An 11,659-nucleotide genomic window follows, 5' to 3' on the forward strand; every position below is an offset into this window, starting at 1 on the left:
TAATAATAAAAAATATAATAAAGCAGCCTAGTTAAAGGGCTACGCCCAAAAGAAGTTGAGCGAAGCGAAATAACGCGGCTATGGCCGCTTTTTTATAAGTTTACAGCAGCTTATAAATCAATATCAAAATTATATAGATTTAAAATTAATAGGGTTCCCGGATAATTGGGTAGAGGTACTATCAAAGATATAGAATTAAAATGTTTATTGAATAAAATTTGCCCTCTTTTTTGCCCCCTATAGTTTGAAATAAATAAGAATGGACAGGCATATGTTAAAAAATCAAATGACTATATATAAGGGATTGAGGGGCATTTAAAATTATCAAAATATGCTCCTCGAAAATCCAGAGGTCGTGGGTTCGAACCCCACTGGGTGTACCAGTATCAAGGCTTCCGCTAAACACAGAAGTCTTTTTTAATGCAAAATAACACAACCTACAAAGATCTATAAAAAATAAAAACAAAAAAATACTCAATAAATTTATGGAGTAAAAAAATACAGTTTTTTATTGTGCTAAAAAATAATAAAACACCGCTCTTTTACCTGTATAATTAAGGAAGAAAGGTGGTGCTTATCATAGAAGAACTACTCAAATCAGCCGGGTCCGGCGATGAAAATTCCATGAATAAAATCCTTGAAAAGTTTACCCATTTCATAATTAAAAAGGCATGGTTAAATTCTGCTTAATAAACTTGTTTTTCTTGCTATCATATAAAAGGAATCAATATGTTCCTTGATTTGTCATTTAATAAATCCACTGTATTTAAGTATAGGCCTCTTATTGTTAGATTATTTTTAAATGTTTAAAGTTTCATACTATTAAGCTCGATAAAAATACTAATTATATTTTGATATAAAATAATGGGGGTTAATTTATGAAAAATGCAAAAATAATTGCTATTGCAATCTAACAAGGTTAAAGCTGCTTCAAGTCAAATTGAAGATATAACGAGAATGGGAGGAGCCGACAGGTTTGAAACATCTGTAAAAATAGCAAAGCAGCTGATATTTTAAATTCTAAATCAAAAATAGAAAAAATATACATTGCACCTGCAGATAAATTTCAATATTCATTAATTGCAGCACCCTATGCAGCTAGAGAAAATGGGGTAGTACTTTTTACAAGCGGCAGCGATATCAATGACACAACTAAAAATGAGATTTTGAAATTAGGAGTAAAGGACGTATCTATAGTAGGTTCATATAATATAGTTTCATATGATGCAGAAGCCCAATTAGAGAGCTTGGGAATTAATTGCTTTAGAATACATGGAACTACACCCCAGAGTATAGCATCCGATTTTATTAATGCTAATGGAAATAATAGTGATGGCATATCTATTGCAAGTGGTGATATGTTCCCGGATGCACTCTCGGGTTCTGTGTTAACAGCAAAGAATAATTATAATATATTACTTGCAGGCGGCGGACTCAGATATACTGTAGGTGACAATGTAAAACATGCTTTTATATTTGGTGGAACGGGAGCGGTAAGTGATAACTTAGGAAATTATATAAAAAGCACAAAAAACAGCAGAGACATTTCAAATGATGAAATATATCAATTATATGCGGATGCCTGGGTATCGATGGAAGATATAATGTTCTCTGTATCAAATAGAGAAGAATATAATAGGAGAATAATGCATAATGGAATAGAATATGTTCCAGTACCAGAACAGTATAATAGTGTGGATAAAATTAAAGATGTTCTTTCAAACTACTACACGGAGGATTATCTTCCAACTGTTACGGGACGTTTCCCATCATTAACTAACATAGATGGACAAACAGTAGCTAATCTTGGTAATGAGGGTGATTCATTTTATTATTACATAAAGGCTTTTAAAAGTAGACAAAATATAGATAGCAATACCATTCAGGTTAATTATAATAATTATAATGTAAGTCATAATTTTGAGGGTATCATAACAGTAACTTTAAGCTTTGAGAATAACAGCTGGAAGGTATCTAATATTCAATATAGCGATAATTAGATTTATCTATATATAAGTTGATTTTTATGAATTGTGTAAAATGGCGGTACCATGAAAGTGATGCTGCCCTTATTTATACTAACTGATATAGGTAAAATCATAGATAATGCTATAGGAAGCATTCAACTGTATAATAAAAATGATGAAATGGATACATTGGGAAGGGTTTATGAATATTTCCTGGGGAAATTTGCACAACAGGAGGATAACTTAGTAATTCAAAAATTTAAAGAGTGAAATTTAAGAGAACATACAGGAGATGAGACAGTGGATACAAAAATAGTTGAAAAAATTAAAAAACTTTTAGCATTAAGTGAAAGTAGTAATGAATATGAAGCAAAAGTTGCCATGCTTAAGGTACAGGAACTCCTTGTAAAATATAAATTATCTATGAAAGAAGTAAAAGACTATAAAATTTGCAGCAGTAAAGTATTAACTAAAAAGACTAAGATAAGTTTTACATCTGCAAAATGGAAAGGAAGGTTAGCATCTTTGATAGCAGATAACTTCAGCTGCTATTGTTACTATAAAATTAAGAGAACGAATATAATAACATTTTTAGGTAGAGAGGAAGACGTAACAGTTTGTAATATAGTTTTAGAATATGCCATTGATTGTATTGCAAGCGAAACTAATAGGATCAAGTATCAATATAGGAGAGATGGATATAGCACGGTGGGTATTGTTAGTGATTATGCTATAGGCTTTATATCTGGATTGAATGATAAGTTTGAGGAACAAAAGAGAAAAAATCAAGAGTGGGGAATTATTTTAGCAAAGGATACAGAAGTTACTGAGCAGTATGAAAATATTGATTTTAATAGAAGTATTAATCTAAACCAAAAGTTTAAAGGAAATTCGGATGTGCTTGAACAAGGAATTGAAGATGGAAGAAAATTTAGTATATCTGATAAAGTTGAGCAAGGAAAATCAGGTGAAATTGATTTATTAATGTAAAATAAATCATAGTCTATATTTGGAGGCTTGGGTAAGAAAACTCTTTATATTTGCCCCCCATCTCTATTGTATGCGTAGGTGGGAGGTTTAATTAGCTTCAAATAAATTGTAATATTTAATTTCAATGTTGTATATCTAAGTTCTAATCCATTGTGACCATGTAGTTTTAAAGTTGTCATCATTTTCAACACAATACCTATAAAATCTTTTTATTAATTTAGCTCTTTGCTTGGAGCGGTTCATTAGGTATGGTTCATCTCTAAGTAAGTTCTTTCCCCCTAATAAGACCTGTCTATTCATTATATTTTGGAGACTGACATTTTTAGCGTTTTTCATCATATCATACATTACCATAAAAGTAGCTGTTCTTCCTTTCCCACCTTTACAATGAAAATGCAGCCAGGTATTTGGAAGCAATGAATTAACGAATTTTATAAAATAGTCAACCATGTCATTAGTGGGCTTTTCTTTATCTGTTACTGGTATACGCATATATGACATACCGCAGCTTTGAACTAATTTTTCTTCATCTTCAACTTTTCTCGGTATTAATGTTTTATTGCCAATATATATTGGTTTGTCTAATAAGATGCTTTGTAATCTCGCATTTTCATCAAATAAAACTTCTTCTTTAGTCAAGCCTTTATTAGCTTTGTTTCTGTTACCTGACCAACTTACAGCTACACCGTTAATAAATCCATGTGATTCTTGTCTTAAATCAACTACAATTATTGGCATAGCATCACCTAGGGATTGTTTAATTAATACAAGACTATTTTCAGAGAATTGGGAACTACCAGATATATTTAAATTAGCTAATCCGTGTAAGTTTATAACTTTACTACCTTTAAAATTAGTTAAATCAGTAGTTTTGCGAAAGTGGTTAGATAACTTTTTTGTATTATAAGAATTTATAACAAGGCGTATATTATTATTTTGGGGTTCATAATAGCGTCCTTGTATCATTCCATCATTCATATGCGAGCCATATTCATAAAAAAATGGATGATAATAAGTAGGTACTTTATATGGGCAATGGTGTAAACAATAACAAAGATGTGAATATTTATATAAATAAGCATGCCAGCCATGATGGCCATGTTTAAAACTATCCTCAATTGAATTGTCATTTGTGAAGTTATTTGAAATTATTTGATTTTGTTTCATATATAATTCTCCATAAAAATTTTTCACATTATATTGTATGATATTAACTCATATTGTTCTTAACTATTTCTACCAATTTTATAGTTTTATTATGTAATTCATGTTTTTTTATTAATGTCAATTTTATCGGAGGAAGTGTTAATTCATAGAGGATTATATGATGTATATGTTGATGCAGAAGCTTACATGAGTTCTGGATTTGAGGAGAGAGTAAGACACCGAGCTTTTAGCTAGGTGTCTTTATTTATACTTTAAGGTTTTAAAGTATTGTATTACATTTTCATTCCTGGCATACTATTTATTATTTGTGGATTGACCATACCAAAAATCATTGCGACATGTGCAACTATTAAAAATCCACCTATAAGAATAAAATGAATTTTTAATTTATCATGAGTAGATTTAGTTTTAAAGATTATTCCTAATTCCATTAGTGTTATTGGTACTAAGAATATCACACCACTTAAATAAGAAAGCACTGCAAGTACATCTACCCATGTATGCCATCCATTAGTAGTCGTGAGAGGAATTACTGCATTTACCATGAGATAAATAAATATTATTGTAAAATAAATACCATCAAAAATTCCAATTGCCTTATTTAAAGCTTTTATACCTCCCTTTTCGATTTTATTGTAAATTATAAAAAATTCTGTGATAGTAAGGAATTCAGCACATATTACAGGTATAGCCATAAAGATAATTAAGTTCCAAGGCTGGTTATTCATTAATAAGGACATATAGTGAGTTGTATTCATTATTTTCACCTCCAATAAATCTTTATTAGAATAATACTAAAAAGATATGAAGATCATATGAAGAATTATATATGCACAAATATTTGGATGCGAATATTATCAACTATAAAATAAATACTAAAAATTAAGGGAAAGTTTATAACTTTTTAATATATTTTATTTAAAATAAAGCTTTTTAGAATGTATTCTGGTAAAATTAAAAGAGAAAAGGTATTTTTTAACCTGCCATCAGCTTATGTTTTTCACAATTTAACATCATATTATTACGATAAGATTCTAGTAATACCTGTATTTGTAGTAACTTACTTTGAAAGCTATATTTTACACATACTAAATCTAATATTGAAAGCAGGAAATTAACTTATGCTAAAAAACTTATTTAGAGGAATACTTATAGGCTTGATAACAGGTATGCCATTAGGTCCTATTGGTGCCATATGTCTTAAGAACACTATCTCATTTGGTCGTAAATATGGATTAATATCAGGACTTGGATCAGCAATTACGGATAGTATATATGCAGGACTTGCTGCATTAGGATTTATATTAATAGAAAAGTTTATAATTCTACATAAATTTTACTTCCATATATTAGGCGGACTTATGTTAATTAGCTTTGGTATGTATACTTTTTTAAATGAAAAAAATGATAAGGTAATTAAAACAACAAATAAAACTGTAATATCAGTAAAAAATATTTCTTCTGGCATTTCACCACTTAAAGTTTTTTCTTCAACATTTTTAATAGCACTTGCAAATCCAGCAACTATTTTTTCATTTATATCTGTATTTACAGGATTGCACATGGCTCAAATACAAGACAATATTAAAGACAAAATATTTATGATTTTAGGAGTATTTATAGGCAGCATGATATGGTGGCTCATATTAGTTTTTACTGCTGTAAAATTCAATAATAAATTAAATAGAAAAAATACAAGCATTATAAGTAAGATCTTAAGTTTAATAATAGTATTTTCAGGATTATTTATATTTTTGGGTGCATTTAATAGATTTACAATGCATAAGTCTCTAACTTTACATTCAAAATTATTTGAACTATTTTTTAATATTAAGACAAAAATACCATTTCATAAATTTAGGTAAGAGAATTTTTCTCTTACCTTTAACTATAGAATCAAGTTCTTCAAATTGTATATTGCAATACTAAGTATAAAGTTCATTTTATTTCCAAAGGATAAAAAAGAAAGTAGAAAAGTTTAAATAACTGGAACTTAAGTGTATGTTCTCATATTAATTCATGGATACTTCAATGTTTAATGAATATTATATAAGGTAGATATTCGATTTGTAGAATTCACTACTATGATTTAATAAGACTATTTAGAATCATCCCAATAATAACCATCATTATTCCTAGTAGGCTAATAAAAGTTGGGCTTTTATCATGGAATATAAATACTCCAGCTAATATAGTAAATATTACTTCACCAGACTGCGTTGATTCTACGATTGCTAATCTATATGTATTATCGCTTACTATATCTGTTGCTTTAAAAAATAATATTGTAGCAATAATTCCAGAAAATACAGCTACAATTAATGACTGGAATACTTGTCCATTACTTGGTAATCCAACAAAGGACATACCAAATGATGATATTATTATCCAAAATGGCATACTACATAGTGTCATGCCGAACACTCTTTGAAAGGTATTAAGTTTATTATTACAAACCTCTATCATTTTTCTATTACCAAGAGGATAAGAAAATGCAGCTATAATGACAGGAATAATTCCTATAAATGATTTGGTAATGGAAATATCCTTTGCATGCTGTATTTGCATCAAAAATATACCTAATAATATTATTGATGACATTAACAATACCTTTTTAGGAATCTTATTTCTTATTTTTACAACTCCATTTTCAGTATTTATGCTTTTAAAAAATAATGGTGTAAGAAGTGCCCCTGCAATTATGGTTATTTGCCATGTCCCAGCTACTAACCAGGATTCACCATATGTTGAAGCAAAAGTTAAAGGAGCATAGAATAATCCAAAGCCTACTGTACTCCAAACCACCCATCGAATAGGTTTTTCTGTTATATCCTTTAATACATCAAACAACTGATTTTTTATAATCATGATAATAAGCAAAATTGGTAACGTGAATATATACCTTAAAGATGAACTCCACAGCCAACTGCCTCCTGAAATATCAATTTGCCGATTAAGTATAAAGGTAAATGCAAAAAAGAAAGATGCCAATATTCCTAATATAAATGCTTTAGTCATTTTAATTCTCCTTAATTAAAGTTATAGCAATAAACCAGAATATCTTTGTATGCTATATTATAATAATGTATGCTATATTATACAATATAAAATTTATACAGTCAATAAAGCAATGTAATATATGCTATAATATATAAAATCCTATAAATAAAAGGAGTAAAATTATGAAAGATTTAAATCTAATTATAGGTAGTAAATTGAAATACATACGTAACAAAAGAAATTTAAGTTTAGATGAAGTGGCTAAATTAACTGGTGTCAGTAAAGCTATGTTAGGTCAAATAGAAAGGGGTAAGTCAAATCCAACAGTTTCTATACTATGGAAAATTGCAACTGGATTAAAAGTATCCTTTTCATTATTTATTGACGAAAATCAAGAAGATTTGAAGATAATACATCAAAATGATATTACTCCAATAATAGAGGATAACAGCGTAATGAGGCTATATCCAATATTCCCGTTTGATGCTAATAAAGGTTTTGAAATATTTACTATAGAATTAGAAGCAGGCTGTAACCATATATCTACTCATCATAATGAAGGGGTTGAAGAATATATCATAGTTACAGAAGGCAAAATTGAACTAAATATAAATGATAAAATATATGTATTGCAAAAGGGTGATTCTATCAGATTTTTGGCTAATAAATCTCATTCATATAAAAATATAAACCAAAATAAGTCGGTATTTCAAAATATAATATTTTATTTTAAATAATTTAATTAATATGTATTTTTACTGTTAATATTTGGTATTATAATCACAATCGAGCCATACTTTGTGAAATTTTTGTTTTTTTTAAGCGAAAATATTATACCATAAAGTTAGATACTATTTAATATTAATTATTCAGTAATGTAATTTTATAAAACTTATTCTAAGTCAAATGTATCAATGATGCCTTGAATCAAAGGTTAAATGTTAGCGACATTAGGCATAAAAAAATTTTTAAATATTATGCTAAAAAAAATCGTATAAATGCTTGAAGTATTTCAACTATTGTGATAAGCTTTTAACTAAGGTGGTAGTACCATTAAATAATACTTTTGTAGAAGTTAATTAAAACAATAGTTAAAAAAATGGTGCTTTATAAAAATTTAAATATACAATGGTTCTATTAAAAAAACAGCTTAATAATGTAAAAGTGTAAAGGAGAAGGAAAGTATGAAGATTCTGATATGTGTAAAACAGGTTCCAGATGATTCTATTGAAATCCATTTGGATAATAAGACTAAAAAACCTAATTTGAATGGAGTAGGTTTGGCAGCAAATGCATTTGATACATACGCATTAGAGTTAGCAGTTCGTTTTATGGAAGCTAATGGAGGAAATGTTAGCGTATTAAACGTTGGAGCAGATGATTCTTTAAACACATTAAAAAATTGTCTTGCTGTAGGAGCTAAAGAAGCATTTTTTGTAAAAGATGATTCATATGCAAATTTAGATGCTATGGGAGCAGCTGATGCTTTGGCAGATGCTATTCATAAAATTGAAAAAGACAAAAACGAAAAATTTGATTTAATTCTTTGTGGAAAAGAATCAACAGATGAAATTACTGGTCAAGTAGGAGCAATGCTTGCTGAAAAATTAGGAACAGGTTTCGTAAGTAGTGCAATTGAAATCGATTTAAAAAATGATAGCTTGGAAGTTCATCAAGAAACTGAAGAAGGATATAATTTAGTTTCTTTAAAGACTCCAGCTGTATTAACAATAAGTAAACCAGATTATGATCCACGTTATCCTACTATTAAAAATAAGATGGCAAGCCGTAAAGCAGTCATCCCAACTTATTCAGCAGCAGAAATTGGAGAGGTAAAACAAGCAAAAGTATGTTGTGTTGAATATGTTGAACCTCCTAAGAAAGAGGCTGGCATCAAAATTCAAGAGAAAGATGCTGCATTAGCAGTAAGTGCTGCTATGGAACAAATGAAAAAAGATAAGGCAATCTAATTAAGGGGGAGAACGAAAGTATGAAAGCATTATTGTTTATTGAAACAAATGAAGAAAAAGTATTAGGCGGAAGCCTTGAACTGATTAGTGCAGTAAAAGCATTAAATGCAGAAGGAACAGCTCTTGTAGTAGGTAACAGAGCTGCTGCAGATACAGTAGCTGCTTTAGGAATTCCAGTTATTTTTATAGATGCTGCTAGAGACTGCGATACTTTGACAGAAGTATTATCAGAAACTGTTAAGGAACAAAATCCAGATGTTGTTCTATTAGCAAATACAGTATTATCTAAAGATGTTGCACCACGTATTGCAGCACGTGCATCTTTAGGATGTGTAAGTGATGTAACAGGAATTAGCAATACTGATGGTAAAGTTATATATACTAGACCAGTTTATGGTGGTACAGTTTTAGAACATATTGAAGTAGAAGGTAAAGCTGTAATTACAGTTAGAAATGGAAGCTTTTCAAAGCCAGAGGCTGCTTCAAATGCAGGTGTTACAGAGAAAAAAGTAGAAATTCCAGCTGATGCTGTTAAGGCAAAAATTGTCGATGCAGTAAAAGAAATTTCTGAATCTGTTAACTTAGAAGAAGCACAAGTTATTGTTTCTGGTGGACGTGGAATGGGAAATGTAGAAAATTTCAAACTTGTGGAAGAATTAGCAAATGTACTTGGTGGTGTGGTAGGCGCAACAAGACCAGCAATTGAAGATGGATGGATCTCTCGTGCACACCAAGTTGGACAATCAGGAAAGGTTGTAGCACCAAAACTTTATATTGCATGTGGTATTTCTGGAGCAACACAGCATACATCAGGAATGTCAGGTTCCAATTATATTGTGGCAATTAATAAAGATGAAGATGCTCCAATTTTTGAAATTGCTGATGTAGGTATTGTTGGAAATGTAATGGACATTCTTCCAGCTATGATTGAAGAAATGAAGAAAGCAAAAGCCAAATAAAGATATTCCTATTTCTTTAGCTTAGGAATGAAAACTAATTATATATAATTTTATTTTTTTTATTTTGTGTGCAAGTATAATGCTCCATTAATTGGAGCATTATATAATAAAAAATTAGAAAGGAATGATTATTATGGCAGAGTATAATCAATTGACAGAAGAGTTAATTTCTAAATTAAAGGAGGCAGCTCCAGGACATATTTTAACAGGTGATGATATCAATGAAGATTATTGTCACGATGAAATGCCTATCTATGGTAAATCAGTTCCACAAGTTGTATTTATGGCACACTCTACAGAGGAAGTAGCTGCAGTAGTAAAAATATGTAATGAAAATAAAATACCAGTAACTCCAAGAGGAGCAGGAACAGGGCTTACAGGTGGAGCAGTTCCAATTTTGGGTGGCGTTGTAATTGATATTACAAAGATGAATAAAATACTTTCTTATGACTTGGAAAATTTTGTTGTCAATGTTCAAGCAGGTGTTTTGCTAAATGATCTTGCAGATGATTGTACAAAACAAGGATTATTATATGCTCCAGATCCTGGTGAAAAGTTTGCTTGTTTAGGTGGGAACGTTTCAACAAATGCCGGTGGAATGAGAGCTGTTAAATATGGTGCAACACGTGATTATGTACGTGCAATGACGGTTGTTCTTCCAACAGGAGAAATTACTCACTTTGGAGCTACAGTATCAAAAACAAGTTCAGGTTATAGTCTTTTGAACTTAATGATTGGTTCAGAAGGTACTCTTGGAATTATTACAGAACTTACTTTGAAAGTTATGCCAGCACCAAAGGTAGTTGCTAGTTTAATTATTCCTTTTGAAAATTTAGATGATTGTATTTCTACTGTTCCTAAATTTAAAATGAATCATATGAATCCACAAGCATTGGAGTTTATGGAAAGAGAAATTGTTTTATCAAGTGAAAGATATATAGGAAAGAGTGTATTCCCACAAGTAATTAATGGAGTAACTGCAAATGCTTATTTACTTGTTACTATAGATGCAAATGATGAAGATGAATTAAATAATACTATTGAACAAGCAAGTGAAATAGTATTAGAAGCAGGAGCAATTGATGTTCTTGTAGCAGATACACCTGCACAAATAAAAGATGCATGGGCTGCACGTTCTAGTTTCTTAGAAGCAATTATGGCAGAAACAAAATTATTAGATGAATGTGATGTCGTAGTTCCTGTAAATAAGATTCCTGCTTATCTTGAATTTGTAAATAAAACAGGTGAAGATTGTGGACTTACTATTAAGAGCTTTGGACATGCAGGAGATGGAAATCTTCACATATATCAATGTAGTAATGATCTAGAAGAATCAGAATTTAAATCAAGAGTTGATAAGTTCTTCAATATTATTTACGAAGAAGCAACAAAATGCGGCGGCCTTGTTTCAGGAGAACATGGAATTGGAAGAGGAAAGGTAAAATACTTAGCAGCTAGCGTTGGAGAAACAAATATGAGCTTAATGCAGGGTATTAAAAAAGTATTTGATCCAAATTCTATTATGAATCCAGGCAAAGTATGTTCTTCATTAGATAATGATAAATAATAAAACACAATTATATAAAAAAAAAGAAAGGTAGGAAAT

Annotated in this window: 13 protein-coding genes; 10 read left to right on the forward strand and 3 right to left on the reverse strand. The window is 29.9% G+C overall.

Features of this window, described 5'->3' with window-relative positions; translation table 11 throughout:
- Positions 1-570: 570 nt before the first annotated feature.
- The 5 genes from J2Z42_RS14840 to J2Z42_RS06890 all read left to right on the forward strand — a co-directional run bounded on the left by J2Z42_RS14840 (position 571) and on the right by J2Z42_RS06890 (position 2,957).
- A complete protein-coding gene (locus tag J2Z42_RS14840; protein ID WP_209702023.1) occupies positions 571-690 on the forward strand; it encodes a helix-turn-helix domain-containing protein in 120 nt (39 codons plus the stop codon).
- Positions 691-897: 207 nt separating this feature from the next.
- The gene (locus tag J2Z42_RS06875) at positions 898-1,017 is read left to right on the forward strand and encodes a cell wall-binding repeat-containing protein (RefSeq protein WP_209701915.1); all 120 of its coding nucleotides are present in this window, start codon (positions 898-900) and stop codon (positions 1,015-1,017) included.
- 149 nt (positions 1,018-1,166) lie between these two features.
- Positions 1,167-2,000, forward strand: a complete 834-nt coding sequence (locus J2Z42_RS06880) for a cell wall-binding repeat-containing protein (RefSeq protein WP_209701916.1) — start codon at positions 1,167-1,169, stop codon at positions 1,998-2,000.
- Positions 2,001-2,060: 60 nt separating this feature from the next.
- Positions 2,061-2,237, forward strand: coding sequence for a hypothetical protein (locus J2Z42_RS06885; RefSeq protein ID WP_209701917.1), 177 nt, complete (start codon positions 2,061-2,063; stop codon positions 2,235-2,237).
- Positions 2,238-2,267: 30 nt separating this feature from the next.
- A complete protein-coding gene (locus tag J2Z42_RS06890) occupies positions 2,268-2,957 on the forward strand; it encodes a DUF2786 domain-containing protein (protein WP_209701918.1) in 690 nt (229 codons plus the stop codon).
- 135 nt (positions 2,958-3,092) lie between these two features.
- Here the strand turns inward: J2Z42_RS06890 and J2Z42_RS06895 are convergent, their stop codons facing one another.
- Both J2Z42_RS06895 and J2Z42_RS06900 read right to left on the reverse strand, forming a co-directional pair.
- Complete coding sequence (locus tag J2Z42_RS06895; RefSeq protein WP_209701919.1) at positions 3,093-4,124, reverse strand: phosphatase domain-containing putative toxin; 1,032 nt, start codon at positions 4,122-4,124, stop codon at positions 3,093-3,095.
- Positions 4,125-4,396: 272 nt separating this feature from the next.
- On the reverse strand, positions 4,397-4,882 hold the full coding sequence (locus J2Z42_RS06900) for a DUF6803 family protein (protein WP_209701920.1): 486 nt from the start codon (positions 4,880-4,882) through the stop codon (positions 4,397-4,399).
- 363 nt (positions 4,883-5,245) lie between these two features.
- Between J2Z42_RS06900 and J2Z42_RS06905 the strand changes: the two genes are divergently transcribed.
- Positions 5,246-5,989 (forward strand): LysE family translocator, encoded by a 744-nt coding sequence (locus J2Z42_RS06905; RefSeq protein WP_209701921.1) that lies wholly within the window; start codon positions 5,246-5,248, stop codon positions 5,987-5,989.
- A gap of 217 nt (positions 5,990-6,206) precedes the next feature.
- Here the strand turns inward: J2Z42_RS06905 and J2Z42_RS06910 are convergent, their stop codons facing one another.
- Positions 6,207-7,142 (reverse strand): DMT family transporter, encoded by a 936-nt coding sequence (locus J2Z42_RS06910; protein WP_209701922.1) that lies wholly within the window; start codon positions 7,140-7,142, stop codon positions 6,207-6,209.
- A 164-nt stretch (positions 7,143-7,306) separates the two neighbouring features.
- On the opposite strand from J2Z42_RS06910, the gene J2Z42_RS06915 reads away from it, so the two are divergent.
- The 4 genes from J2Z42_RS06915 (at position 7,307) to J2Z42_RS06930 (ending at position 11,620) form a co-directional block, all read left to right on the forward strand.
- Positions 7,307-7,861: a helix-turn-helix domain-containing protein gene (locus J2Z42_RS06915; protein ID WP_209701923.1), complete on the forward strand. Its 555-nt coding sequence runs from the start codon at positions 7,307-7,309 to the stop codon at positions 7,859-7,861.
- A gap of 447 nt (positions 7,862-8,308) precedes the next feature.
- Complete coding sequence (locus J2Z42_RS06920; RefSeq protein ID WP_209701924.1) at positions 8,309-9,094, forward strand: electron transfer flavoprotein subunit beta/FixA family protein; 786 nt, start codon at positions 8,309-8,311, stop codon at positions 9,092-9,094.
- Between the two features lie 20 nt (positions 9,095-9,114).
- Complete coding sequence (locus J2Z42_RS06925; protein WP_209701925.1) at positions 9,115-10,053, forward strand: electron transfer flavoprotein subunit alpha/FixB family protein; 939 nt, start codon at positions 9,115-9,117, stop codon at positions 10,051-10,053.
- Positions 10,054-10,186: 133 nt separating this feature from the next.
- Positions 10,187-11,620 (forward strand): D-lactate dehydrogenase, encoded by a 1,434-nt coding sequence (locus J2Z42_RS06930; protein ID WP_209701926.1) that lies wholly within the window; start codon positions 10,187-10,189, stop codon positions 11,618-11,620.
- Positions 11,621-11,659: the final 39 nt, after the last annotated feature.

The sequence above is a fragment of the Clostridium algifaecis genome, assembly GCF_017874415.1.
In the GTDB taxonomy this organism is placed as follows: Bacteria; Bacillota; Clostridia; order Clostridiales; family Clostridiaceae; genus Clostridium_B; species Clostridium_B algifaecis.

What these genes read in the sequence shown, in the direction of transcription:
- J2Z42_RS06920 (WP_209701924.1), top strand. Translation starts at nt 8,309, where the DNA reads ATGAAGATTCTGATATGTGTAAAACAGGTTCCAGATGATTCTATTGAA.
- J2Z42_RS06905 (WP_209701921.1), top strand. Translation starts at nt 5,246, where the DNA reads ATGCTAAAAAACTTATTTAGAGGAATACTTATAGGCTTGATAACAGGT.
- J2Z42_RS06910 (WP_209701922.1), bottom strand. Translation starts at nt 7,142, where the DNA reads ATGACTAAAGCATTTATATTAGGAATATTGGCATCTTTCTTTTTTGCA.
- J2Z42_RS06925 (WP_209701925.1), top strand. Translation starts at nt 9,115, where the DNA reads ATGAAAGCATTATTGTTTATTGAAACAAATGAAGAAAAAGTATTAGGC.
- J2Z42_RS06930 (WP_209701926.1), top strand. Translation starts at nt 10,187, where the DNA reads ATGGCAGAGTATAATCAATTGACAGAAGAGTTAATTTCTAAATTAAAG.
- J2Z42_RS06915 (WP_209701923.1), top strand. Translation starts at nt 7,307, where the DNA reads ATGAAAGATTTAAATCTAATTATAGGTAGTAAATTGAAATACATACGT.
- J2Z42_RS06895 (WP_209701919.1), bottom strand. Translation starts at nt 4,124, where the DNA reads ATGAAACAAAATCAAATAATTTCAAATAACTTCACAAATGACAATTCA.
- J2Z42_RS06900 (WP_209701920.1), bottom strand. Translation starts at nt 4,882, where the DNA reads ATGAATACAACTCACTATATGTCCTTATTAATGAATAACCAGCCTTGG.
- J2Z42_RS06885 (WP_209701917.1), top strand. Translation starts at nt 2,061, where the DNA reads ATGCTGCCCTTATTTATACTAACTGATATAGGTAAAATCATAGATAAT.